This is a genomic window from Sanguibacter sp. TS_SC_8, from assembly GCF_055361235.1.
Window position 1 is genome coordinate 156,606 of record NZ_CM143955.1, and the last position, 24,984, is coordinate 181,589.

The following is a 24,984-nucleotide window of genomic DNA, read 5'->3' on the forward strand; positions in this document are numbered from 1 at the left end:
GGGTCAGGGCCGCGGCATGTTGCGCAGGTTCGACCGGGCCATCGAGACGACCTCGCCGAGGCCGCCGCCGAGCACCTCCTTGCTCAGTGCCGTCGCGAAACCGCGCACCTGACCTGCGGTGATGGTCGGTGGGATGGACAGCGCGTGGGGGTCGGTGACGACGTCGACGAGCGCCGGGCCGGGCCGGTCCAGGGCGCCGCGGATCGCTGCGCGCAGGTCCTGGGGGCGGGTGACCCGCACGGCCGGGATGCCGATCGCGGTGGCGACCGCGGCGTAGTCGATCGAGGGCGAGTCGGTCCCGTAGGACGGCAGCCCCTCGACGAGCATCTCCAGGCGCACCATCCCCAGGGTCGCGTTGTCGAAGAGGACGATCGTCACCGGCAGGTCGTACTGGCGGATCGTGATGAGCTCCCCGAGCAGCATCGCCAGCCCGCCGTCCCCCGACATGGCGATGACTTGCCGTCCCGGCTGGGACGCTGCGGCGCCGATGGCGTGCGGCACGGCGTTGGCCATCGACCCGTGCAGGAACGAGCCGATCACCCGCCGGCGCCCGTTCGGGCGGATGTACCGGGCGGCCCACACGTTGCACATGCCGGTGTCGACCGTGAAGATCGCGTCGTCGGCGGCCTCCTGGTCCAGAAGGTCGGCGACGAGCTCGGGGTGGATCGGCTCCATGGTCTCGGCCTTGCCCCCGGAGTAGGCGCCGACGACGCCGGACATCGCCTTCTCGTGCTTGCTCACCATCGAGTCGAGGAACCTGCGTGAGCGGCCGCCCTCAATGAGGGGGAGCAGCGCGCGGACGGTCTCGCCGACGTCGGCCACCACGGCGAGGTCGAGGCGGGTGCGCCGGCCCAGGTGCGTGGGGTCGCTGTCGACCTGGACGGTGCGGACCTTCTCGGGCAGGAACTGGTCGTAGGGGAAGTCGGTCCCCAGCAGCACGAGCAGGTCCGCCTCCTGCGTCGCCTCGTAGCAGGAGCCGTAGCCGAGCAGCCCGGACATGCCGACGTCGAAGGGGTTGTCGTACTGGATCCACTCCTTGCCGCGCAGGGAGTGGCCGATCGGGGCCGCGACCTTGTCCGCGAGCGCGATGACGTCGTCGTGCGCGCCGCGGACCCCGACCCCGGCGAAGAAGGTGACCTTCTTCGCGGCGTTGATCGCGCCCGCGAGCTCACGCACGGCGCCGGTGTCGGGGACCAGGCGGGGGCGGGCCGGACGGGTGGACACGTCGGCGACCGGGGAGTCGGGGGCGTCCAGGTCGGCGACGTCGCCGGGGATGGTGAGCACGGCGACGCCCGGGGCGCCGTAGGCGTGGTGGATCGCGGAGGTGATGACCCGGGGGGCCTGCTCGGCGCTGGAGATCATCTCGGAGTACACCGAGCACTCGGTGAACAGCCGGTCCGGGTGGGTCTCCTGGAAGAAGCTCGTGCCGATGTGCTTGCTCGGGATGTGGCTGGCGATGGCCAGGACGGGGACCTTGGACCGGTTCGCGTCGTAGAGGCCGTTGATGAGGTGGAGGTTCCCGGGTCCGCAGGACCCGGCGCACACCGCGAGGTTGCCGGTGACCTCCGCCTCGGCGGCGGCCGCGAAGGCGGCGGCCTCTTCGTGGCGGACCTGGACCCACGCGATGTCGGCGCCGGCCTTGGCGGCCCGGCGCACGGCGTCGACCACGGGGTTGAGGCTGTCCCCGACGATGCCGTAGATGCGGGTGGCACCGGCCTCGATGATCTGGGAGACGAGGAGATCGGCGACGGACTGGTTGCGCTGCTTCTGCTTGGCCATGTGGGGGTACCTCTCGCTGGTTGACCGGGCGGCTCCCGCGCAGCGTGGGTGCGCGGGTGCGTCCGCTGCGTCCATCCTCTGCCCGGAGGCATCCCGGCGCCCAGGGCAACCGGACATGTCGGGTGTCTCGCGTGACACAGCCGCGTGTCAGGCGGCTACGGCGACCGCGACGACCACGGTGACGACGAAGAGCACGAGGAACACCGACCCCAGGATCCGCAGGTACCGGCGGCCCCGTGCGCGCGTCGCCTCCGGCGACCACGTCGCCAGGTCGGCCGGCGCCCGGAAGGCCAGGCTCACCGCGACCCCCGCGACGAGGGCGGCGACGACCGCGGATCCGACGACGAGCAGCAGACCGGTGCCCAGGGAGGTGACCGTCGGTGCGAGGTCGCCGTAGGTCCTCTCGATCTGCCGGCTCTGCGAACCCGGTCCGCCCATGGCCAGGAAGGGCGCGGTGGCCAGCCAGCAGACGAGGACCGGCGCCGTGGCCCGGGCCCACCACCGCCACCCCCCCGCCTGCGCGGTGACGGCCAGCCCGACGGCGACGATGACGGGGAGCGCGTAGAACGCGGCACTCAGGATGGTCGCCGCACCGGACGAGAGGTCGCCGGGCAGCAGCGCGTCAAGGATCCCCCGGCCCCCGGTCCGCGCCAGGACGATGGTGACGAGCAGGGCCACCGGGAGGGTCGCGACGGTGACAGCCGCCCACACGCTGTCCCGGCGCGAGCGGGGGAGCGTCGTGGGCTGGTCGGTGGTCGGCACCGCCCTATGGTGGCACGCACGCTGGAGGCGGCTGCATGGGGACCTTGCCCCATTGGCTGCGCTCGTGCCTGTGGCTAGTCTTCCAACGAGGAAAGAGGTGGCCGGATGACCGCGTTCTACGCAGACCCACAGCAGATTCGAACCTTCAGCACGGGGATCTCCGCGCTCAGCGACGGCGTGAGCACCGCCAAGTCCTACGTGTCGACGTGGGCGTCGGTGAGCGGAGGCGAGGACGGCTGGATCTTCTTCAACTTCGCGAGCGCGGCCCAGGGTATCCAGTCGGGGGTGCAGGCGGCCCTGACCCACCTGCAGACCCTGACACGAGAATCGGCGGCCGAGCTTGCCGACACCGCGCGCCACTATGAGACGGTCGACGCCGCCCGCGCAGGCGAGCTTGACGCGACCTACCCAGCATGACCGATCCGACGAACATCCTCGTCCCCCCCACCGACGCCCCGGTCATCCCCGACCTGCTCAACAACATGCTCGGGTTCAGTCAGTACGTGAGCCCGGCCTACTGGCTCAACTGGTGCATCACCCAGGCCACAGGGTTCAACCTCACCGAGACGGTCGCCCGGGCGGTCGCCGGAGACTGGAACGCGGTCTCCCAGGCGGGGCGCTCGCTCGAGATCCTCGGCGCCTATCACACCGAGCTCGCGGCCGAGATCCGGCTGGCGAACACGCAGGTATCGGCGGACTGGGACGGCGGCGCCGCGGACTCCGCGTCGGTGTACTTCACGAGCCTCGCCACGGCGTTGGACGACCAGGCCACGGAGATGAAGAACGCAGGCGGACAGTACCTGTCCGTCTCCGCGGGGATGCAGCAGAGCGCATCGGTCATCGACGGCCTGCTCCAGTCCGGGATGGACTGGCTCATCATCGCGGTCGCGTCGGCGATCGCGACGGCCGCGACCGCAGGGACCGGCATCGGGGCGGTGATCGGTGGCAGTGCGACCCTCGCGTCGATCTGGCGCGCCGCCCAGATCCTGGGCAAGGTGATGGACGCCCACGACGCCGCCGTCGCCATGGCCAACACGGCGACGGGAGTCATCGCCGGGTCCCTCGGGGCCATCAAGGGCTTCGAGTCGACCGCACTTCCCCAGTCCTACGACAACGCGCAGGTGCCATGATGACCCCACCCGCCCTGCCCCACGACAACGCTGACCACGCCGACCCGCACGGCTCCGAGCTCCCCCGGGCCCTGCCCTCGATCCCGGTGGGTTCGCCCGGGGACCGCCTGCTCCGGGAGTCTCTGAAGACCCTGCGCGAGCTCGCCCCGGACCGGCAGACCCGCGACCAGATGACCGACATCATCGAGGGCCGGCGCAGTGCGCTGGACCTGCTGGAGATGCCGGGCTTCACGGTCATCGCCGACGAGGGCGTGCGTGCCTTCGACGCCCACCTGCAGACGCTCTCGGAGGCGGAGCTCGAGCAGGCCCGCGCGGAGGGCGAGGCGATGCTCTCCGACGACGACGGGACAGGCCCGAGCTCCCCGACCTACCCGGCCTGAGCTGCGGCGCTGTGGGCGCCGCTCGTCCGGGCCCGCAGCGTCCACAGCGAGGCCAGGGTGACCAGCGCGGCCAGCGCCCCCGCGACGAGCACGACCTCGAAGCCGGCGTGCGCGCCGGCCGCGTCGATGCGCTGTCCGCCGACCGACGTGCCGATGGAGACCCCGACGCCGAGCGCGGTGCCCACCCAGGTGAGGCCCTCGGTCAGCTGGGACGGCGGTACGAGCAGCTGCACGAGGTTGTTGCCGTTGATGAGCGTCGGTGCGATCGCGAAGCCGGTCACGAACATGACGACGGCCAGCACGGGGAGCGAGGTGACGAACACGAACAGTGCCACCCCGATCGCCAGCGCCACCATGCCGATCGCGAAGCGCTTCCACAGCGGGGAGAGCCAGTGCTTGGCGCCGTAGAGCAGCCCGGAGATGAGGGAGCCCAGGGCGAAGATGCCCAGGATGGCGCCGGCCAGCGGCTCGTGGCCGGCTTCCTCGGCGAAGGCGATCGTCGCGACGTCGGTCGCCCCGAAGATGGTGCCCATGCCGATGAAGACGGCGATGACCGCGAGCATGCCCGCGTTGAGCAGCACCGAGCGGTGCTTGAGCCCGGGCACCGGGACCGACGGCGGGGGCTCGGTGGCCCGCAGGGACAGGAACCAGAAGCCGCCGATGAGCACCGCGAGCAGCGGGACGACGAGCCCGGCGGTCGGCGTCACGCTCGTCGCCAGGATCGTAGCGAGCATCGGGCCGATGACGAAGCACATCTCGTCCACGGCCGCCTCGAAGGAGTACGCGCTGTGCACCTGGCGAGGGTCGTCGAGCAGGTGGGACCAGCGGGCGCGGACCATCGACCCGACCGACCCGATGGTCGACCCGGTGAGGACCGCGAAGAGGTAGAGCGTGAGCTCCGGGGCGCGCAGGGCCGCGCTCAGGATGAGCCCGACGAGGGAGAGGGAGGTGATGACGAACAGCGGCCGCATGATGAGGGACTGGCCCCTGCGGTCGACGAACTTGGCGATCTGGGGTGAGCAGATGGCCTGGGCGATGATGTACGCCGCGCTGACCCGGCCGCCGAGCGCGTAGGACCCGTAGATCTGCTGGATCATCAGGACGATGCCGATGCCCACCATGGACATCGGGAGCCGTGCGATGGCCCCCGCACCGGAGAAGCTCTTGGCCCCGGGGATGGCGAGGAGCGCCTTGTACGGGTTGCGGGAAGCCTTCACGACGGTCTGGGGTGGCATGGGGTCCTCGGGCACTGCCTCATTGTCTCACCGCCCGCGCTGCTCGCCCTGGATGGGGACGCCAGGACGCGGGAGGCGACGTGTGTGCATGATGGGTCGATGAACGGCGACACGAACGGCATCGCAAACGGCGACCTGGTCGTCCGCAACAACCCCGACGTCCACCGCTTCGAAGCGGTGACACCCGACGGGCAGGTCGTGGGCTACCTCGCCTACGACCCGGTCCCCTCCCACGCCGCTGCCGGCCACGGGATGTTCGTGGCGGTCCACACGATCGTCCAGCCCGCCTGGGGTGACCGCGGGGTCGCGTCCCTCCTCGTCCGCGCGGCCCTGGACCACGCGCGCTCGCAGCACCTCACGGTCATCGCCGAGTGCCCCTTCACCCGGGCCTTCATCGAGCGCCACGCCGAGTACCAGGACCTGGTGCCCTAGCTGGTGCCCTGCCTGGTGCTCCAGCCAGTGCCCTGGCTGTACTAGCCCAGCGGCCCGACCAGCCCGGCGCCGAAGGGATACAGCGGTACCTGACCGTCGCCCACGTTGATCGGCTGCTGGTCGGCCGTGACCGGCCACGTCACCGGCAGCGTCCCGGTGGGGGCCACCGTGCCGAGCAGCACGTCGACCACCCCGGCGCCCTCGCTCCCGGGCAGCCAGGCCGCCACGAGCGCGCTCGCCCACTCCTGAGCCCCACCGAGGTCGATCGGGCGACCGGAGTAGACGACCACGACGGTCGGGATCCCCGCATCTCGCAGCGCCTCCAGGGTCGCCACGTCCGCGCCGGTGAGCCGGACGCCGTCGGGCCGGTCGCCCTCGAACTCCGCGTAGGGGAGCTCGCCCACGACCGCGATCGCCACGTCGATCTCGCCGGCGACCTCGGCGGCGGTGCTCGGCGTCATCCGTGACCGCGCGGTCACGGTGCCACCCGCACCCGCCGCGGTGAAGGCCTCCTGGGCGGCCTCGGCGACCGTGGTGCCTTCGATGGTGTCGCCGCTGTCGCCCTGCCAGGTGATGGTCCACCCGCCGGCCTGATTCCCGAGATTGTCGGAGCCGGAGCCGGTGACCAGCACCCGCGACGACGTCGAGATCGGCAGCGCGCCGTCGTTGGTGAGCACGACCTGGGACTTCGCGACGGCCTCCCGTGCCAGTGCGCGGTGCTCGTCGCTGCCGACGGTCGCGAACAGTGACCGGTCGGCGAGCGGGGACTCGAAGAGACCCAGCTCGAACTTCTTCGTGAGGATGCGGCGGACGGCGTCGTCGATGCGCTCCAGCGGGACGTCACCGGCCTCGACCGCCGCCGTGAGGTCGGTGATGAAGTCGGCGTACTCGGTGGGCACCATGAACATGTCGATCCCGGCGTTGACGGCGAGGGTGACCTCGGCCTGGTCGAACCCGCTGTACGCGTCGATCTGGTTGATCCCGTCCCAGTCGGAGACGACGATCCCGTCGAAACCGAGCTCGCCCTTGAGCAGGTCGGTGAGCAGCGCGGTGCTGCCGTGCGCCTTCTCGCCGTTGACGCTGGAGAAGGAGACCATCACCGAGCCGACGCCGGCCTCGACGGCGGCCTGGTAGGGCGGCAGGTGGATGGCGCGCAGCTCGGCGTCGGTCAGCACGGCGTCGCCCTGGTCCGTGCCGCCGGTGGTCCCGCCGTCGGCGATGAAGTGCTTGGCGGTGGCCAGGATCGAGGTGGGCGAGCCGCCCAGGGTGTCTCCCTGGTAGCCGGTGATGATCGGGACCATGGACGTCACCAGGGCCGGGTCCTCGCCGAAGGACTCGTAGCTGCGGCCCCAGCGGTCGTCCCGGACGACGCACAGGCACGGTGAGAACGTCCAGTCGACGCCGGTCGCGGCGACCTCCGCGGCGGTGGCCTGCCCGATCCTGCGCGCCAGCTCCGGGTCGCGGGTGGCACCCAGGCCGATGTTGTGGGGGAAGACGGTCGCCCCGTCGAGGGTGTTGTTCCCGTGCACGGCATCGACGCCGTAGAGGATCGGGATGCCCAGCGGTGTCTGAGCCGCGGCCGCCTGGAAGTCGTCGTACATGTCCGCCCAGGCCTGCGGGGTGTTGGGCACGGGGCTGGACCCACCGCCGCTGAGCACCGAGCCCAGCCGCAGCTTCGTCACGGCCTCGCTCGGGAGGTCGGCGCGGTCGGCCTGGGTCATCTGGCCCACCTTGTCGGCCAGCACCATCCGCGCCATGAGGTCCTCGACCCGGTCCGCCACCGGGAGGGACGCATCGCGGTAGGGGGCGTCCGCCGGCACGGACTGCGGGGCCGGGTCGGTGGGTGTGCCGGCGTCGGGCATGCAGCCCGCGAGCACCACCAGTGCGAGGGCCAGCGCGAGGGCCAGCGTGCGGGCTGGTCGGGCAGGAGATGGGAGCGCGTCCATGAGGAAACTGTGGCACAGGACCCCGGACATAGGTAACGGACGCCGCGGAAAGGACCAGATGTGCAGGGAGGGGCCACCCGTGCGGGCGGCCCCTCCTGGGTGCTCGAGTCTCAGCAGGTCACGAGATCGTCGTGGATCCCTCGACCTCCTGGTTCAGGTCGTGGACGAGGTCACCGGCCTCGTCGGCCGGGGTCAGCGTGGCGGTGAAGTCGATCGGGGAGCCGGCCTGGTGCTTGAAGTTCCCACCGTTGGAGAAGGTCTCCCCGGGGCCCCACGCGAACGGTGCCTCGAAGTCCCCGGTCGGGGCGATCGAGGTGTCCGTCACGCCCATCTCCTCGAACTGGGCGCTGTCCACGATCGAGTCCATGCCCTGCATGTAGGGCCAGTCGGCGTAGCGGGCGGACATGGACACCAGGGAGTAGGACAGCGGGATGACCTCGGCGCTGGTGTTGGTGAACACGTAGTTGACGTAGACGATCTGGTCGCCGACGGCGATGAGCGGGAGGTTCGTCTCCGGGTCGACCCACTGACCGGTCTTGGACGCGGCAGCCGTGCCGACCTGGTAGATGTCGACGGTGAAGTTCGATCCGGCGAGAGAGGTGAGCAGGGTGCCCGGGGTGGCGGTCGGGTGGGCCCAGGCCGGCGACGTGCCGTCGCCGGATGCCTCGGGGGTCTCCTCGGTCGCTTCCTCGGTCGGCTCCTCGGTGGCCTCCTCGGTGGCCTCTTCGGTCGGTTCCTCCGACTCCTTCGACATGCTCGTCGCCGTCTTGCTCGAGTCGTCGTCGCTCGAGCAGGCGGCGAGGCCGACGACGGTCATCGCGGCGACGGACAGGGTGGCGATGCCACGGGAGATGCGCATGGGGGTGCTCGCTTCAGTCGATGGGGGGTTCGCACTCGACGGTAACGAAGTTTGAACATGCTTATCGGCGAACCGATGGTGAGGTCTCCCCATCGGTTTCACCCGCTCTTTCGCGTCAGAGCGCGAGGTTCCCCGGGAATCGGCGGATCCCCCGCCCATGCGCGCCCCGGTGGTCCAGCTGCGGCCGGGCAGAACGACGGCCGCTGGGGGAGAAGTCCCCAGCGGCCGTCGTCGGATCGCTGGTGTCCCAGCCGGGGTGGACTACCCGAGGGCGTCGCCGACCAGTGCCTTTGCGGCCTCCTGCACCTCGGCGAGGTGAGCGGGGGAGACGAAGGACTCGGCGTAGATCTTGTACACGTTCTCGGTGCCGGACGGACGGGCCGCGAACCAGGCGTTCTCGGTCGTCACCTTGAGCCCGCCGATCGCCGCACCGTTGCTGGGGGCCGTCGTGAGCTTGGCCGTGATCGGCTCGCCCGCCAGTGTCTGGGCGGTGACCTGGTCGGGGGAGAGCTTGGCGAGGGTCGCCTTCTGCTCGAGCGTGGCGGGGGCGTCGACCCGGGCGTACCAGGACTCCCCGTACTTCTCGACGAGGGCCGCGTGGTGCTCCGAGGGTGACTTCCCGGTGGTCGCGAGGATCTCCGAACCGAGCAGGGCGAGCAGGATGCCGTCCTTGTCGGTGGTCCACACGGACCCGTCCTTGCGCAGGAAGGACGCGCCCGCGGACTCTTCCCCGCCGAACCCGACCGAGCCGTCGAGCAGGCCCGGGACGAACCACTTGAAGCCGACCGGGACCTCGTCCAGGCGACGGCCGAGACCGCCGGCGACCCGGTCGATGAGAGCCGAGGACACGAGCGTCTTGCCGATCGCGGCGGTGTCCGGCCACCCCGGACGGGCGCCGCCGTAGAGGTAGCTGATGGCCACCGCGAGGTAGTGGTTGGGGTTCATCAGCCCGGCGTCGGGGGTGACGATCCCGTGCCGGTCGGCGTCGGCGTCGTTCCCGGTCGCGATGTCGTAGGGGGCGCCCTCCTCCATCGCCCGGACCAGGGAGGCCATGGCGTACGGGGAGGAGCAGTCCATCCGGATCTTCGCGTCCCAGTCGAGGGTCATGAACGCCCACCGCGGGTCGACCTGCGGGTTGACCACGGTGAGGTCGAGCCCGTAGCGCTCCCCGATCGCGCTCCAGTACTCCACGGCTGCCCCGCCGAGCGGGTCGGCGCCGATCCGCACGCCGGCGGTCCGGATCGCGTCGATGTCCAGGACCGTGGTGAGGTCGTCGATGTAGGCGACGAGGTAGTCGTGGCGGTGGGTGCTCTCGGCCGCGAGGGCCGTCTCCAGCGACACCCGGCGCACCTGCCCGACGCCGCTGCGCAGGATCTCGTTGGCGCGATCGGCGATCCAGCTGGTCGCCTCGGAGCCGGCAGGCCCGCCGTGCGGCGGGTTGTACTTGAAGCCGCCGTCCCGCGGCGGGTTGTGCGAGGGGGTGACGACGATGCCGTCGGCCCGGCCGGGTCCGGTGGTCTGCACGCCCTCGGCCGTGCTCACGCCGTTGTGCAGCAGGATCGCGTGCGAGACGGCGGGCGTCGGGGTGAAGGAGTCCCGGGCGTCGATGTAGGTCTGCACGCCGGCCGCGGCCAGCACCTCGAGCGCCGTCTGCCAGGCGGGCAGGGACAGGGCGTGGGTGTCCCGGCCGATGAACAGCGGGCCGTCCGTGCCCTGGCTGTTCCGGTATTCCACGATCGCCGCGGTCGTGGCGATGATGTGCGCCTCGTTGAACGCGTGGTCGAGGCTCGACCCGCGGTGCCCGGAGGTGCCGAAGACGACCTTCTGCGTCGGGTCGTCGACGTCGGGGGAGAGGTCGTAGTAGGCGCCGACCACGGCGTCGACGTCGATGAGGTCTTCGGGGAGGGCGAGGGTGCCTGCGCGCGGGTCCATGGTCCGATCTTGCCATCGTGGGAGGGTTGGAGCAGTGCGGCGCACCCGGACGTGAGGCACATTCGCGGGTGGTTCCCCGGCGGTGAGGGGCGCGACGCCGCGATCGGGTGCCGGTACGCTCGTGCCATGGCTAAGAACACGACCCCTGAGTTTGTGCTGCGTCCGTTCGAGGGGATCGCCGGCGAGCCCGATCTCGTCGCCCTGCGTGAGGTGGTTCCCGCTGCGACCGCGGTCGCCCGCACCACCAAGGAGCACGGCGCGCGCGAGATCACGTTCACGACCGTGCTGCCCGGTGGCTGGCCGGCCCTGCACCGCGCCGACGGGACCATCTTCGTCGCGCTGCAGACGAACGCCGGATCCGGCGACGCGAGCCGCGACCTCGCCCAGGCCGCCCTGGACGCCTTCGCCCTCGAGCCCGGTCAGTCGCTGACCAGCACCGGCCTGCCCGGCCCGGGTCCGCGCCTGCAGGACATCCTCGACCTGACCATCCCGCTCGAGATCACCGTCCAGGACGGGTTCGACTACTGGTTCGACCCGGCCGAGCCGCTCGCCGCCGACGTGCGCGAGTCTCTCGACGAGGCCAACTCGACGCTCATCGAGACGGTCAAGCTGTCCTCGGTGGAGAGTGCCTACTGGTGCCGGATGGGAGCGCGGGAGTACCTGCGCTGGGCCATGCCCTTCGACGAGGACACCGTCATCAGCGCGGTCGCCCGGCTGCACGCCAAGCGTGAGTCCGGCTTCGGCGGGTCGAAGTTCCTCGGCGCCTTCCGCTCCTCCGGCATCGTCATCCCCGTCTGGGAGCTGCCCAAGGGCTCCGAGGCCGAGGACATCGAGGAGGCCGTCGCGGCCTTCTGGCCGACCCTGCACGCCGAGCTCGTCAACGACGCACCGCTCGGTGCCGACGAGCGCCGCGCCCGCGCCGGCATCGTCTCCCGCCAGGTCACCCTCCGCTGACCCCACCCCACCCCGCCCCACCCCGCCCGCCCCCACCCCACCCCACCCCGCCCCGCACGCCCCACCCCCTCCGCTGAGTGCGGTCGAATGGCTGGTCAAACCGGACATCCGGCAGCCATCTGGCCGCACTCAGCGGGGGGTGGGGGGTGGGGGCGGCGGGGCGGCGGAGGCGATGCGGTAAAGGATCCGCCGGGCGACTAGGGTTGGCTCCGTGATAGGTGAGCCAGTGGCCAAGGACGCGACGTCGGCGAACGACCGTGCCGACAAGGTCCTCGTGCACGTGCGTCGTGCGAAGTCGGCGTCCGCGCACCTCTCGGAGCGTGAACGGACCCGCCAGCGGGTCGCCGTGATCATCCCGGCCAAGGACGAGGCCCGGCGCATCGCCGCCACGGTCCGTGCCGCCAAAGCCATCCCCCACGTCGACCTCGTGCTCGTCGTGGACGACGGCAGCGAGGACAACACCCAGGACGTCGCGCGCGACGCCGGTGCGGTCGTCGTGCGGCACTCCCACAACCGGGGCAAGGCCGCCGCGATGGAGACCGGCGCCGCCGTCGTCGCCATGCGCGACGCCCCCAGCCGCGCCCCGCGCCTGCTGCTCTTCATCGACGGTGACCTCGCCGAGACGGCCGTCAACACCGCCCCGCTCGTCACCCCGGTGCTCGAGGGCCACGCCGACATGTCCATCGCGCTGCTGCCTCCCCAGCCCGGGGCCGGCGGACGCGGGATCGTCGTGGGCGCCGCGCGCCGCGCGGTCGCCTCGATGACCGGGTGGACCCCGACCCAGCCGCTGTCCGGCATGCGCTGCCTGACCCGTGAGGCCTTCGAGGCCGGGACCCCGCTGGCCCGGGGCTGGGGGGTCGAGACCGGACTGACGATCGACCTGCTGCGCCTCGGCTACGTCGCCGTCGAGGTGCCCTGCGACCTGCGCCACCGCCCCTCCGGGACCGACTTCCGCGGCCAGATGCACCGCGCCAGCCAGTACCGCGACGTGCTGCTCGCGGTCAACGCCCGCAAGGTCCGCGCGATCGGCGGCGCTGTCCGCAGCGCGAAGAAGAAGAAGCCCTGATCCACCCCGCCCCACCCGCCGCTGAGTGCTGACTCCTCCACGCTGAGCGCGCCGTCTGGCGTGTCAGGAGTCAGCACTCAGCGGGTGGGCACAGGGTGGGGGCGGGTCTTGGCGCGCAGGGTGAGCATCCAGCCCGCATAGGTCGCCGCGATGAGCGGCACGAGCACGGACATCCCCACCGCCAGGATCACCACGCCCGAGTCGTTGGCCAGCGTGCCGATCCCCAGCGCGATGCCCACGCTGATGACGCCCGGGGTGAACATCGGAGCGTCCGTGGTGATCTGCTTGAGCGGCGCACCCTCGGTGAGCCACCCGTACGGCTCGGCGTCGGGCGCCCTGTTCGCCGCCCGCAGCGGACGGCCCAGCACGAAGAGGATGACGAGCAGGCCCGCGACGCCGACGAGGGCGAGGGGGTTGGTGAAGGTCGCGATGTTGGACTCGATCTTGCGCACCAGCACGTCCCACAGCCCGCCGTCGAGGACCGTGTCGACGAACCCGCCCAGGTGGGTGCGTTCCGCGGGCGGGCGCAGCCAGTCGAGCACCGAGAAGGTGACGACGACGGCCGCTCCGGCCACGAGCACACCCAGCACACGGCGCCAGGTGACCGTGATGCCCGCGGCGAGCAGGGCGAGGATCGCGAAGGCGGGGACGAGCGCGGGCGGCCCGCCGAAGTCCGCGCCGATCGCGGGCGCACCGTCCAGCAGGACGGCGACGGCGCCCATGGCGAGCACCGCGGCGGCCGCGAGCCTGCGCCGGCCGTGGGAGACGAGCCAGTTGCTCACCGCCGCGGTGAGCAGCAGCGTGGTCGTCGCGAACAACGCGAAGGCGGTGTTGTTGAAGCCGTAGAAGCGCCCCGCCACGGTCGGCTGGATCCCCATGAGCGCTGAGACCTGCAGGTGAGCGCCGGTCGCGACGTCGACTGCGAGCACCGCCGCGGTGAGCGTGGCGACGATGACCACGGGCCCGAACAGCCAGGTGCGCCACGGTGGCAGGACCGCGACGGCCGTGATGGTCGCGATCCAGGCGAGGATGATCACGGTCAGGGTGAGCGACGGCGTCGACGAGCGCCACCAGGGCGTGAGGTTGGCCAGCAGGGTCGCCACGGGGATCGCCGCGATCGCGATCCCGGCCGCTCGTAGGGCGGTGAGCACGACGACGGGGGCCCGGCTGAGCACCGGGGCGAGGCGGTCGGCGATCCCGGTCCGGGCACCCGGGGCCGTGGTGGCCGGCTCGGGAGGGACGCTGGAGCTGCGGGCGATGGCGTCGACGAACCGGCTGCTGAAACCGAGCGACACGGCCGCGAAGAGCAGCAGGTTGACCGCGCAGTACAAGAGGAAGAACCGCTCGATGAGCGGAGCGGTCGCCAAGGCGTGCCGCTCGGCGTCGACGAGGGCGTCGACCCGCGCGGGCGCGGGTGCGCCGGAGGCATCGGAGGTGAACGGCGACCCGACCAGCGCGCTGCGCGGGAGGTCGCCGGTCAGGTCGAGCAGCTGCGCGAGGGTCGGCAGCACGTCCGTGGTCTGGACGAACCCTGGCTGGTGCGTGGAACGGGACGTCAGGGTGCCCACCGGGGAGCCGCCGCCGACCATCGCGGCGACGTTGAGCCGGGAGGTGGTGGCGGGGTCGGAGACCGAGGCCAGGACGACCGTCGTGCGGGCGAGGGTGGGGTCGTCGGCCCGCAGCGCGGCCAGGACCGTCCCCACGTTGGCGTCGATCGTGGCGATGTCCTGGGCGTGGATCATGTCCGAGGTGGGTTCGAGCTCCTCCTCGATCCCCGGCTCGACCTCCTCCACCTCGGGTGTGCCGGTGGCCTCGGGGTCGACCAGCTCCGGTGGCACCTTGAGCTCGGTGCCGTAGCCCAGCCGCCGCACCGACCCGGCGTCGACGACGATCAACCGGGAGGACTCGAGGGCGCTGGCCATCGAGTCGGCGAGGGTCGCGGTGACCGGGATGGGAGTGGTGCCCTGGGCGGTCGTGAGGTAGTCCCCGGCGACCGTCCCGTCCGTGGTGGACAGGGCGATCGCGGCGCCCGGCCCGATCGCCGTGGCGGGGATCCCGGCGTGGGCGACTGCGTCGCCGAAGGCGCCGGGCACCGCGCTGAAGGACTGGTCGGCCACCTGCTCGAGGTAGTCCTCCCAGGCCGGGACCAGGGACCCCGTCCCCACCTGCGGGTTCTCCAGCAGCCGGCACGGGGTGGACTTGGCGTTGAAGGCGTCGCCGGCGCGGTTCCCGGCGGAGAGCGCGAGCCAGCCGTCGGCGGGGCAGGTGGTGCTCTGCACGCTGCGGGTCACGAGGTTGCCGATCGACCCGTCCTGGGCCAGACTCCACAGCGCAGGCGTGTCGTCCTGGGAGATGTCGTCCCAGATCACGCCGCCGGTGCCGATGAGCACCACGCGGTCGTCGTCCGGCGTGGCGGCGGCGCTCGGGGAGACCAGCGGGCCGAGGAGCAGCGCGCACACCACGAGCAGACCCGAGGCGGCGGCGCTCAGCCGGAGGAGGGCGCGTCGTCGGGCGGGGAGGATCAGGTCGGAGGGCACCGGATCAGCCTAGATGCCGCGGCGCGCCCCCGGTCGCCCTGGCCGCGAGGGAAGCGGTGGGGCGTGTGAATCCTCGGTGAAGGTGGCCGCCGGCTACTTCGAGCTGAGCCGCGGGACCGGGGCCCGCACGATGAGCGCTCCCGGGTCCACCCAGGTGCTCACATCGATCGCGCGACCGAGCACGTCGCCGTCGACCTGGACCTGCTCGCCCTCGCGCACGTGCAGCTTCACCGTCTTGGCCCGGGTGTGGTCGATCCGCCCGATCTTGTTCGGCAGGTCGTTGCTCATCCCGAAGCCCTGCATCATCACCTCGCCGAGCAGCTGCGCCCAGCCCATGATGCCGCCACGGGTGTCGATCGCGGCGATGTCGTGGATGCCGTCGTCGATCACCGCGTCCGGGATGAGGGTGATCCCACCGGGGAGGCGACCGCAGTTGCCCACCATGAGGGTGCGCAGCTTCGCGGTGACCGGCGGTTTGTCGTCGAGGGTGATGACCATCTCGAGCCGGCGCCCGTGCAGGTGACGGACACCGGCGAAGAAGTAGGCCATCCAGCCGACCTTGGACTTGAGGGTGTCGTCGGTGTCGGCGACCATCGCGGCGTCGAACCCGAGACCGGCGATGACGAGGAAGATGTGCTGCTTGGTGTCCGCGGGAGCCACGGACGTGTCGGGCTTCTTCCCCAAGCCGTCCTTGGCCGGAGCCGGCCGGTCGACCCGGAGCCAGCCCACGTCGATCGCGCGGTCCATCCCGTTGAGCGCGACGTCGAAGGCGTCTTCGCGGTCGGTCACCGAGATGTCGAGGTTGCGGGCCAGCAGGTTGCCGGTACCCAGCGGGAGCAGACCCATCGGCTTGCCCGTCCCGACCATCGCCTCCGCGACAGCCCGGACCGTGCCGTCTCCACCGACCGCGACGACGACGTCCGCGCCGCGCTCGAGGGCCTCCCGGGTCTGGCCCACGCCCGGGTCCTCGACGGTCGTCTCCAGCCACAACGGCTCAGGCAGGTTCTCCGCCGCGCACCGTGCGACGAGCGCCGGGCGCAGCTGACCCGTGCCGTTCTTCGACGGGTTCGCGACGAAGGCCAGCAGCGGCCCGACCGGGCCCGCGGGCTCGGCCGGTGCCGCGTCGTCGGCCGTCAGGCCCACCGCCGCGCGCAGCGCGCGCTGCTGACCGATGACGACGAGTGCCAGAGCGACCGCCACGAGGGCGACGAGGATTGCCACGACGAGCAGCCATGCTTCCAGTTCCATGGGATCAAACTAGGCCCTGGACGGTGGTGCGTCGCTCCCAACGACCGTGATCAAGACGACACGTCAGCTGTGGTGAAGCGGCTCCAGGCGAGAGATCCGAAGATCGCGACCCAGGCGAGCTGGACCGTGAGCCCCTGACCGAGCGTGCCGTAGTCGACCTCCAGGCGCATGAACTCCCCGAAGTCGAGCCAGTGGAAGGTGAGCAGCCCGCCGTGGATCGCGGCGAGCTGAGGGAGCGCGCTGAGCACCGTGCTCACGACCGGGACGACGATCGTCGCGGCCATCGCCGCGACCGGGACCTCGGTCAGCGTGGAGAAGAACAGCCCGACCGCGACCAGCCCGGTGAGGGAGGCCACGACGTAGGCCGTGATGCCCAGGGTGCGCAGCGCGCCGTCGGCCAGCGGGACCTGGTCGCCCGAGAGCAGGGTGACCTCCCCGAAGCCGAAGAAGACCCCGCCGACCACGAGACCGACGAGGGCGATCGTCAGGACGGCAGCGGCCGCGAAGACGAGCCCGCCGACCGCCTTGACGAGCAGCAGCCGGGTGCGTGGGACGGGGGTGACGAGCAGGTAGCGCAGCGTGCCGGCCTGCGCCTCTCCGGCGATCGCGTCGCCCGAGACGATCGCCACCGTGAGCGGGAGCAGCAGCGGCAGGCAGCTGAAGAGGGAGGTGAGCACGAGGAAGAGGCCGTTGCCGGTGATCTTCTGCAGGAAGGGCGGTCCCTGCCCGGCGACCGCGGTGTCCTGGGTGATGAGGACGACGACGCCGATGAGGATCGGGATCAGGGCCAGACCGGCGAGCAGCACGAGGTTGCGCTTGCGGCCGAAGATCAGCGCCAGCTCGCTGCGCAGCAGCCGCGTGGTCGCGCCCCGGCGTCGGGCGTCTGTAGCGCCCTGGGTCCGGTCAGCGTGGGTCAGGTCAGCGTGCGACATCGAATCCCTCCCCGGTCAACCGGACGAACACGCTCTCCAGGCTCGGGCGCTGGACCTCCAGGCCGAGCAGGTCCACGCCCGCGCTGACCAGCGCGACGGACACCTGCTCGGGCGGGGTTTCCCCGAGCGCAGCGGTGAGGGTCACTCCGCTCACCTCGAGCCCGGCGAGGCCCAGGCCGGTGAGGACCTGAGCCGCGCCGGCGCGGTGCCGCTCGGAGGTCGTCACCACGACGACGGTCTCGTGCGCCTGGGTCACCGTCTCACGGGGGCCCTGCATGACGAGCTGGCCGCGGCTCATGATCCCGATGTGCGTGCACACCTGCTCGATCTCGGTGAGCAGGTGGGAGGAGACCAGGACGGTCGTGCCCTCGTCGGCGAGCTCGCGGACGAGGTGACGCACCTCGCGGGTGCCCTGGGGGTCGAGGCCGTTCGTCGGTTCGTCCAGGACGAGCAGGTCCCGGGGGCGCAGCAGCGCGGCGGCGAGGCCGAGCCGCTGCTTCATGCCGAGGGAGTACTGGCGGTACTTCTTGCCGGCGGCCGCGCCCAGGCCGAGCCGGGCGAGCGAGTCGTCGATGCGCGTGCCCCGGGTGCGGGGGTCGGTCGTCCCGTCGGCGGTGTCGAGCCGCTCGAGGTTCGCGCGGCCGGTGAGGTAGGGATGGAAGGCCGGGCCCTCGACGAGCGCACCGACCCGCGGCAGCACCCGCAGGCTCGACTCGGGCATGCGTTCCCCGAGCAGCTCGGCGTAGCCGCTGGTGGGACGCACCAGGCCGAGCAGCATCCGGATGGTCGTCGTCTTGCCCGACCCGTTGGGGCCGAGGAACCCGTAGACGGCCCCGCGCGGGACGATGATGTCGATGCCGTCCACGGCCACCTGGCCCGATTGGAAGGTCTTCGTCAGGCCGTGCGTGCGGATCGCGGCGCCGTGTGACGCATCCGACGACGCCGACGCCGCGGGTGCGGTCGTCGACGTCGTCGGGCGTGCGGTGGCGCCGGCTGGGGCGTGGGTCACGGGGCGAGCGCCTGGAGGGTCTCGGCGGGGACGGCGCCGACGAGGACCCGTCCGTCGTCGGTCACCAGGACGGTGAGGAGGGCGGAGGTGATGAGCTTGCCCTCCGGGACGTCCGTCGTCAGCTGGTCGAAGAGCGCCTGCGGGTCGAGCTCGGTCATGGAGTGCGCCTCGGACTTCTCACCGAGCAGGTCGGTCATGAGCTCGTCGGTGCTCTCCGAGCCGAAGGTGCCCTCCAGTCCCGAGCGCAGCTCCTCCTCGGGGACCTCCCCGGCGAGCAGGGCGGCCACGTCGACGTCGCTGAGCTCGACCACGGTCTCCCAGCCCGTCCCGGAGACCGTCACGCCGTCGACTCCGGCCGGCGTCGTGCCGGGTGCGGGGGCGGTGGGGGCGGCGGTGGGCATGTCCGGCAGGGACACCGGGACCTCGCGGACCGTGGCACCGGGCGGCGGGGTGAAGTCGAAGACCGCCGGGTCGGCTGCGTCGAAGGAGACGTCGGTGAAGGTGATCTCGACGGCCGGGGTGACGGTGTCCTGGGTGCTCCACACCTGGGCGCGCAGCGGGACCGAGGTCTCGGCGTCAACGGCCACGAGCACACGGTCGACGAGGGACCCGTCGGTCGAGGGGGACAGGCCGATCTGGTACGCCTGGCGCCCGGCGACCTCGGTCGCGGGACCCACGGTGACCTCGGAGGTCTCGTCCGCGTAGGCGAGGAGCTGGTCCGCGACCGACTGCGGGGTGGGCAGCTCGCCGACGACCGCGGGATCCTGGTTCTCGACCGCGGTCTTGAGCTCGTCGAAGGCGGCCTGGTCGGCGGGGTCGACGACGTAGTGCACCGCCTCGTCGTCGCTGCTCGAGTAGGTCCAGGCCGAGGCGCCGTCGGTCACGACCGTGTACTCGGACAGGTCGCCCAGGAGCGAGGTGCGTGAGCTGCCTGCGCCGTCCGACCACACGCGCATCGTCGAGCTGCCGCCGAGCAGGTCGAGCGGGCCGGCGCCCTGGATCTGGGTGATGGAGAGGTCGGGAAGGCCCAGCCGGGTGGTCATGACGACGGTGCCGGAGACCGGCACGGGCTCAGCCCCGGCGATCCGCGCCACGAGCTCGGCGGCGGTGAGGTCGTCGAGGTCGGGGGTCGAGGTCGAGGCGAGCGCCGACGGGAGGATGAAGGCGCCGGCAACCACGCCCGCCGTGACGACGGGAACGGCCCACCGGGCGCGGCGGGAGAGTGCGCGGTCTGAGGACGAGCGTCGAGGAGTCATGACTCCACTGTGCGCGCGTCCACCTGAGAGGACACTGAGAGAGCTCGACGCGACGCGACGCGTCGGGCTGGGCGGCCGGCCTGCTGCCATGCTGTGATCATGCGCCTGCTGGTGGTTGACGACGAACACGTGATGGCCCGCGCCCTGAGCCGGGGGCTGACCGCCGAGGGCTTCGCGGTCGACGTCGCCCACGACGGCCGCACCGGCCTCGACCTGGCCCGCGAGGGCGACTACGACGCGATCGTCCTCGACGTCATGCTGCCCGGCCGCTCGGGCTACGACGTCGTGACGACCCTGCGCGCGGAGGGGGTGTGGACCCCGGTGCTGCTGCTCAGCGCCAAGGACGGCGACCACGACGTCGCCGACGGCCTCGACGTCGGCGCCGACGACTACCTCACCAAGCCCTTCTCCTTCGTCGTGCTCGTGGCCCGGCTGCGCGCGCTGCTGCGCCGCGGCGCCGTGCCCCGCCCGGTCGTCCTCACCGCCGGGGACCTGGTCCTGGACCCCGCGAGCCACGTCGTCACGCAGGCGGGCGTCCCGGTGGCCACGACCGCGCGGGAGTTCGCGCTGCTCGAGTACCTGCTGCGCCGGGCCGGGCAGGTCGTCGGCAAGGTCGAGCTGCGCGACCACGTGTGGGACGGGGACGGCGAGGACCTCAACGTCGTCGAGGTGTACGTGGGGTACCTGCGGCGCAAGCTCGGGCGCGGCGCCATCGAGACGGTCCGCGGCGCCGGGTACCGGGTGGTCGGGTGACCCTGCCCGACGCCGCGGCGCCCCGCCGCCGCCGCACCTGGGCCTCGTGGTCGCTGCGGATGCGGCTGACCCTCGTGTCGGCCGTGCTCTTCGGCGTCGCGCTCGCGCTCGGCGCGACGATCTTGTCGACGGTCGTCTCGACGAGCCGCATCGTGGTCCTGGACGAGGTGCTCGAGGCCAGCGCAGCGACCGTGGGGCGGCTCGCCACGAGCGACCAGCTTCCCGACGTCCTCCCGGTCACCGAGCCCGGGGAGGTCGCCCAGGTGCTCGACGGCGCCGGGCTCGTCCTGGCGACGTCCTCGAGCGGGAGCCGCACCCTCGCGGTGCTGCCGGCCGACCTCCTGAGCGAGGTGACCGGCGAGCTCACGGCCGAGCCCGGTACCGACGCCCAGGGCGACCCGGTGCTCGTCACGACCGACCGGTCCGCCTACGCGGGCGGGCTGGTCCGTGTCGCCGTCGCCCGGACCACCTGGCGTGGTGAACCCGCGTGGGCGGTCAGCGCCCTTCCGCTGCGGGAGGTGGAGGGGGTCCTCGGTGCGCTCAAGGTCTCCCTCGGCGTCGTCGTCCCGCTGCTCACCCTCGCGCTCGGTGCGCTCGTCTGGACGGTGCTGGGGCGTGCCCTGAGGCCGGTCGAGGAGCTGCGCCGGGGCGCGGAGGCGGTGACCGAGCGCGGCGGACCGGGCTCCCTGCCGGTCCCGGACTCCGACGACGAGCTCGGTGCGCTCGCCCGCACCCTCAACGTCATGCTCGACCGTCTCGAGGTCTCCGCGGAGCGGCAGCGGGCCTTCGTGGCCGACGCCGCCCACGAGCTCCGCTCACCCGTCGCGGCGCTGCGCGCGAGCGTCGAGATCGCCCGCGCCCACCCGGGGTCCTACACCTCGGCCGAGCTCGCCGCCGACCTCGAGCACGAGGTGCTGCGCCTGCACCACCTCGTCGACGACCTCCTTGTCCTCGCGCGGGTCGGGGCCTCACCCCTGGAGCGGGAGGACGTCGACCTGGGCGACCTCGTCGGCGACGTCCTCGCCACGAGCCTCGCCGCCGCACGAGCGTCCGGGCGCGAGGGTCCGGTGCCCGAGGTCAGGGTCGTCGGGTCCGGGCGCGCGCACGTGGACAAGGTCGCCCTCGGCCGGGTCACCGGCAACCTCCTCGACAACGCGCTGCGGCATGCGGCCACCACGGTGGTCCTCACCGTGGGGCCGGGGTCCCTCGTGGTCGAGGACGACGGACCCGGCCTCGACCCGGGCGACCGGGAGCGGGTGTTCGAGCGGTTCACCCGGCTCGAGGACGGCCGCCAGCGTGACGCCGGCGGCACCGGGCTGGGGCTGGCCATCGCCCGGGAGGTGGTCCGCGAGCACGGTGGTGACGTGGTCCTGGGGGAGTCGGCGGCAGGGGGCCTGCGGGCCACGGTCACCCTCCCCGAGGTCGCCCGGCCGGCGCCAAGGACGCCCCCGTGAGCCGCCGTTGCGTCCGCATCCTCGCGCGAGGGTCGCTAGGCTGTCCGGGTGATCGATCTCCGCGTGGTTCGCGACAACCCTGACCTCGTCCGTGCAAGCCAGGTCGCCCGAGGCGACGACCCGGCCCTCGTGGACCACGTGCTCGACGCCGACTCCCGGCGCCGGAGCGCCCTGACGGAGTTCGAGCAGCTGCGCGCCGAGCAGAAGTCCCTCGGCAAGGACGTCGCCAAGGCCCAGGGCGAGGAGCGGACGGCGCTGCTGGTTCGCACCAAGAAGCTCGCCGAGACGGTCCGGGGCCTCCAGGCCGAGGCCGACGAGGCCGAGGCTGCGCTCGCCGACCTCACCCGGCAGATCGCCAACATCGTCGACGGCGCTCCGGCCGGCGGCGAGGCCGACTTCGTCGTGCTGCGCACCGAAGGTCACCAGCGCGACTTCGCCGCCGAGTACGGTGCCGACTTCGTCCCGCGGGACCACCTCGACCTCGGCGAGCGGCTGCGCGCGATCGACACCGAGCGCGGCGCCAAGGTGTCCGGTGCGCGCTTCTACTACCTCACCGGGATCGGGGCGCGCCTCGAGCTCGCGCTGCTCAACGCCGCGATGGACCAGGCCTTCCAGGCCGGCTTCACACCGATGATCACCCCGACCCTGGTCAAGCCGGAGATCATGGCCGGCACCGGGTTCCTCGGCAAGCACGCCGACGAGATCTACCACCTGCCGGCCGACGACCTCTACCTGACCGGCACTTCCGAGGTGGCCCTGGCCGGCTACCACTCCAACGAGATCCTCGACCTGTCCGGCGGCCCCAAGCGCTACGCCGGGTGGAGCGCGTGCTACCGCCGCGAGGCCGGGTCCTACGGCAAGGACACCCGCGGGATCATCCGGGTGCACCAGTTCCACAAGGTCGAGATGTTCAGCTACGTCCCGGTCGAGGAGGCCGCGGCCGAGCACGAGCGGCTGCTCGCCTGGGAGGAGGCGATGCTCGCCAAGGTCGAGCTGCCCTACCGGGTCATCGACACCGCGGCCGGCGACCTCGGCTCGAGCGCCGCGCGCAAGTTCGACTGCGAGGCCTGGCTGCCCACCCAGAACCGCTACCTCGAGCTCACCTCCACCTCGAACTGCACCACCTTCCAGGCTCGCCGCCTGGGCATCCGGGAGCGCACCGAGTCGGGGGAGACCCGCCCGGTCGCCACCCTCAACGGCACCCTGGGCACCACCCGCTGGATCGTTGCCATCCTGGAGAACCACCAGCAGGCCGACGGATCCGTGCGCGTCCCCGAGGGTCTGCGGCCCTACCTCGGCGGGCTCGAGGTGCTCGAACCGGTCGACGCATGACGATCGACCTGGGCGGGGCGTCGGGCCGCGCCCTCGGCGACGGCGCGCGCCTCGACCAGGGTGTCTCCCCGCTGCTCCCCACGAGCACCGCGGACCAGCGGCTCGTCGCCCTCGACGTCGACGGCACCCTGATGACCTACGACGAGTTCCTCTCCGACGAGGTCCGTCAGGTCGTCGCCGACGTCCGCGCGGCCGGGCACCACGTGGTCCTGGCGACCGGCCGCCCGCTCGTCGCGGTGCTGCCCGTCGCTCGCGACCTCGGCATCGACGAGGGCTGGGTGGTCTGCTCGAACGGGTCGGTCACCGCGCGGCTCGACCCGAGTGCGGCGGAGGGGTTCGTCCTCGAGCACGTGGTCATGTTCGACCCCTCGCAGGCGCTGCGGGTCATGCGTGAGCACATGCCGCTCGCCCGGGTCGCCCTCGAAGAGGTCGGCGTCGGGTACTGGGTCGACGACGTCTTCCCCGATCGCAACCTGCACGGGCTGAACACCGTGGTGGACTTCGAGGAGCTGTGCGTGCGCCAGACCGCGCGCGTCGTGGTCGCCCACGCCCACCACGCCGGCCCCGACTTCGGGGACCAGATCCGCTCGCTGGGCCTGATCGACACCTACTTCATGATCGCCGGCACGCGCTGGATGGATGTCGCGCCCACCGGCGTGACCAAGGCGTACGCCCTCGAGCGCCTGCGCGCCCTGCTGGGCGTCGACCCGACCCGCACGGTCGCGATCGGCGACGGCGGCAACGACGTCGCGATGCTCGGCTGGGCGGCTCGCGGGGTGGCCATGGGCCACGCCGACGCCGCCGTCATCGCGGCCGCGGACGAGGTCACCCTGTCCATCACCGACGACGGCGCCGTCCCGGTCCTGCGCAGCCTGCTGGACGGTGAGCGGGACCGAGCGTTCGCGTGGCTCCCCGATCCGGAGAACAATCGTCCTTCGTGACCCAGGGAATCGGCGATGTGGCCAAGGCGGCGGGGGTGTCGACGGCGACGGTCTCGCGCGCGCTGCGAGGCCTGCCCAACGTCTCGGCGCGGACCCGTCAGCGGGTCGAGGAGGTCGCGCGCGAGCTCGGCTACGTCGCGTCGCCGTCGGCGGCGAGCCTGGCCTCGGGCCGGACCCGGACGATCGGTCTGCTCACCCCGTGGGTGAACCGCTGGTTCTTCGCCAACGTCATCGAAGGAGCCGAGCGCACGCTGCGCAGGGTGGGCTACGACGCCCTGCTCTACACCTTCGACATCGCCCGGGAGCAGCCGCGGCGGGCTGTCGACCCGAGCGTCCTGCTGCGGCGGGTGGACGGCATCCTCGTCGTCGGGCTCCCGCTCAGCAACGCCGAGGTCATCTCCCTGGAGGCGCTGGGCGTCCCGCTGGCCTTCGTGGGGACCGGTCGCGACGACCACCTCACGGTGCGTCTGGACGACCATGACGCCGGACTGAGCGCGACGGCGCACCTCATCTCCCGGGGTCACCGGCGGATCGGTCACGTCACCGGGTCCCCCGACGAGGAGCACTCGTGGTCACCGCCGGTGGCCCGTCACGCCGGCTGGGTGGACGGTCTGCGCGCCGCGGGGATCGAGCCGGACCCGGGCTGGGAGATCAACGGGAACTTCGACGTCCAGGGCGGGCGGGCCTCGACCCACGCGCTGCTGGACGCCCATCCTGAGCTGACGGCGATCTTCGCGGCCTCGGACGAGATGGCGATGGGGGTGATCCTCGCCGCGCGGGAACGCGGTCTGGACGTTCCGCGGGACCTGTCGGTGATCGGGATCGACGGTCATGACCTCGGTGAGCTCGTCGGGCTGACGACGATCTCCCAGGACGCCTCGGGTCAGGGCGCGCAGGCGGCTGAACTGCTGCTGGACCTGATCTCCGGCGGGAGCGCGACCACGGACGCCGGCCTTTTTGTGCACCCGACTCGGCTCGTGGAGCGCGAGTCGACGGCTGACGTGCACATATGTGACTGAATTGTTACCCGGAAACGGCCCCCTCCGG

At 72.2% G+C, this 24,984-nt stretch carries 22 protein-coding genes; 11 read left to right on the top strand and 11 right to left on the bottom strand.

All coding sequences use genetic code 11. The features are described from left to right. Positions 1-3: 3 nt before the first annotated feature. Both ACWA15_RS00670 and ACWA15_RS00675 read right to left on the bottom strand, forming a co-directional pair. Positions 4-1,779, bottom strand: coding sequence for a pyruvate dehydrogenase (locus ACWA15_RS00670; RefSeq protein WP_464057292.1), 1,776 nt, complete (start codon positions 1,777-1,779; stop codon positions 4-6). 147 nt (positions 1,780-1,926) lie between these two features. Further along, the gene (locus tag ACWA15_RS00675) at positions 1,927-2,541 is read right to left on the bottom strand and encodes a hypothetical protein (RefSeq protein WP_464057293.1); all 615 of its coding nucleotides are present in this window, start codon (positions 2,539-2,541) and stop codon (positions 1,927-1,929) included. Positions 2,542-2,646: 105 nt separating this feature from the next. Between ACWA15_RS00675 and ACWA15_RS00680 the strand changes: the two genes are divergently transcribed. From ACWA15_RS00680 to ACWA15_RS00690, 3 genes are read left to right on the top strand one after another with little or no spacing between them, the layout of a single operon-like run. Continuing rightward, complete coding sequence (locus tag ACWA15_RS00680; protein ID WP_464057294.1) at positions 2,647-2,958, top strand: type VII secretion target; 312 nt, start codon at positions 2,647-2,649, stop codon at positions 2,956-2,958. Beyond that, positions 2,955-3,671 (top strand): hypothetical protein, encoded by a 717-nt coding sequence (locus ACWA15_RS00685; protein WP_464057296.1) that lies wholly within the window; start codon positions 2,955-2,957, stop codon positions 3,669-3,671. Before ACWA15_RS00680 ends, ACWA15_RS00685 begins: the two co-directional genes overlap by 4 nt. Next, positions 3,668-4,051: a hypothetical protein gene (locus tag ACWA15_RS00690; RefSeq protein ID WP_464057297.1), complete on the top strand. Its 384-nt coding sequence runs from the start codon at positions 3,668-3,670 to the stop codon at positions 4,049-4,051. Before ACWA15_RS00685 ends, ACWA15_RS00690 begins: the two co-directional genes overlap by 4 nt. On the opposite strand, the gene ACWA15_RS00695 is transcribed toward ACWA15_RS00690, so the two are convergent. Then, the gene (locus ACWA15_RS00695; RefSeq protein WP_464057298.1) at positions 4,039-5,301 is read right to left on the bottom strand and encodes an MFS transporter; all 1,263 of its coding nucleotides are present in this window, start codon (positions 5,299-5,301) and stop codon (positions 4,039-4,041) included. The genes ACWA15_RS00690 and ACWA15_RS00695 overlap by 13 nt on opposite strands. Before the next feature lie 84 nt (positions 5,302-5,385). On the opposite strand from ACWA15_RS00695, the gene ACWA15_RS00700 reads away from it, so the two are divergent. Further along, on the top strand, positions 5,386-5,718 hold the full coding sequence (locus tag ACWA15_RS00700; protein WP_464057299.1) for a GNAT family N-acetyltransferase: 333 nt from the start codon (positions 5,386-5,388) through the stop codon (positions 5,716-5,718). A gap of 41 nt (positions 5,719-5,759) precedes the next feature. Here ACWA15_RS00700 and ACWA15_RS00705 read toward each other — a convergent pair whose 3' ends face one another. The 3 genes from ACWA15_RS00705 to pgm all read right to left on the bottom strand — a co-directional run bounded on the left by ACWA15_RS00705 (position 5,760) and on the right by pgm (position 10,455). Next, on the bottom strand, positions 5,760-7,664 hold the full coding sequence (locus tag ACWA15_RS00705; RefSeq protein WP_464057300.1) for a glycoside hydrolase family 3 protein: 1,905 nt from the start codon (positions 7,662-7,664) through the stop codon (positions 5,760-5,762). Positions 7,665-7,782: 118 nt separating this feature from the next. Further along, complete coding sequence (locus tag ACWA15_RS00710) at positions 7,783-8,523, bottom strand: hypothetical protein (RefSeq protein WP_464057301.1); 741 nt, start codon at positions 8,521-8,523, stop codon at positions 7,783-7,785. A 261-nt stretch (positions 8,524-8,784) separates the two neighbouring features. Next, complete coding sequence (pgm, locus tag ACWA15_RS00715) at positions 8,785-10,455, bottom strand: phosphoglucomutase (alpha-D-glucose-1,6-bisphosphate-dependent) (RefSeq protein ID WP_464057302.1); 1,671 nt, start codon at positions 10,453-10,455, stop codon at positions 8,785-8,787. 126 nt (positions 10,456-10,581) lie between these two features. Between pgm and ACWA15_RS00720 the strand changes: the two genes are divergently transcribed. Continuing rightward, positions 10,582-11,409 (top strand): DUF5926 family protein, encoded by an 828-nt coding sequence (locus ACWA15_RS00720; protein WP_464057303.1) that lies wholly within the window; start codon positions 10,582-10,584, stop codon positions 11,407-11,409. Positions 11,410-11,683: 274 nt separating this feature from the next. Then, positions 11,684-12,475 (top strand): glycosyltransferase family 2 protein, encoded by a 792-nt coding sequence (locus tag ACWA15_RS00725; protein WP_464059356.1) that lies wholly within the window; start codon positions 11,684-11,686, stop codon positions 12,473-12,475. Positions 12,476-12,552: 77 nt separating this feature from the next. Here ACWA15_RS00725 and ACWA15_RS00730 read toward each other — a convergent pair whose 3' ends face one another. The 5 genes from ACWA15_RS00730 to ACWA15_RS00750 form a co-directional block, all read right to left on the bottom strand. Continuing rightward, positions 12,553-15,012 (bottom strand): hypothetical protein, encoded by a 2,460-nt coding sequence (locus ACWA15_RS00730; protein ID WP_464057304.1) that lies wholly within the window; start codon positions 15,010-15,012, stop codon positions 12,553-12,555. Between the two features lie 93 nt (positions 15,013-15,105). Beyond that, a complete protein-coding gene (locus ACWA15_RS00735) occupies positions 15,106-16,260 on the bottom strand; it encodes a diacylglycerol/lipid kinase family protein (RefSeq protein WP_464057305.1) in 1,155 nt (384 codons plus the stop codon). Positions 16,261-16,310: 50 nt separating this feature from the next. Further along, on the bottom strand, positions 16,311-17,192 hold the full coding sequence (locus ACWA15_RS00740; protein WP_464057307.1) for an ABC transporter permease: 882 nt from the start codon (positions 17,190-17,192) through the stop codon (positions 16,311-16,313). After that, the gene (locus ACWA15_RS00745) at positions 17,179-18,201 is read right to left on the bottom strand and encodes an ABC transporter ATP-binding protein (protein WP_464057309.1); all 1,023 of its coding nucleotides are present in this window, start codon (positions 18,199-18,201) and stop codon (positions 17,179-17,181) included. Before ACWA15_RS00745 ends, ACWA15_RS00740 begins: the two co-directional genes overlap by 14 nt. Beyond that, entirely contained in the window at positions 18,198-19,457 is a 1,260-nt protein-coding gene (locus ACWA15_RS00750) for a LolA family protein (protein ID WP_464057310.1), read from the bottom strand. Before ACWA15_RS00750 ends, ACWA15_RS00745 begins: the two co-directional genes overlap by 4 nt. Before the next feature lie 99 nt (positions 19,458-19,556). On the opposite strand from ACWA15_RS00750, the gene ACWA15_RS00755 reads away from it, so the two are divergent. The 5 genes from ACWA15_RS00755 to ACWA15_RS00775 are packed head-to-tail and all read left to right on the top strand — an operon-like array spanning position 19,557 to position 24,956. Further along, positions 19,557-20,210, top strand: a complete 654-nt coding sequence (locus ACWA15_RS00755) for a response regulator transcription factor (protein WP_464057312.1) — start codon at positions 19,557-19,559, stop codon at positions 20,208-20,210. Then, complete coding sequence (locus ACWA15_RS00760; protein ID WP_464057314.1) at positions 20,207-21,664, top strand: sensor histidine kinase; 1,458 nt, start codon at positions 20,207-20,209, stop codon at positions 21,662-21,664. The genes ACWA15_RS00755 and ACWA15_RS00760 overlap by 4 nt, the downstream gene beginning before the upstream one ends. A 48-nt stretch (positions 21,665-21,712) precedes the next feature. Further along, positions 21,713-22,996 carry a serine--tRNA ligase gene (gene serS / locus ACWA15_RS00765; RefSeq protein WP_464057316.1) on the top strand — a complete coding sequence of 428 codons (1,284 nt, stop codon included), beginning with the start codon at positions 21,713-21,715 and terminating at the stop codon, positions 22,994-22,996. Then, positions 22,993-23,937 (top strand): HAD family hydrolase, encoded by a 945-nt coding sequence (locus ACWA15_RS00770; RefSeq protein ID WP_464057318.1) that lies wholly within the window; start codon positions 22,993-22,995, stop codon positions 23,935-23,937. Before serS ends, ACWA15_RS00770 begins: the two co-directional genes overlap by 4 nt. Next, a complete protein-coding gene (locus ACWA15_RS00775) occupies positions 23,934-24,956 on the top strand; it encodes a LacI family DNA-binding transcriptional regulator (protein ID WP_464057320.1) in 1,023 nt (340 codons plus the stop codon). The genes ACWA15_RS00770 and ACWA15_RS00775 overlap by 4 nt, the downstream gene beginning before the upstream one ends. Positions 24,957-24,984 lie beyond the last annotated feature (28 nt).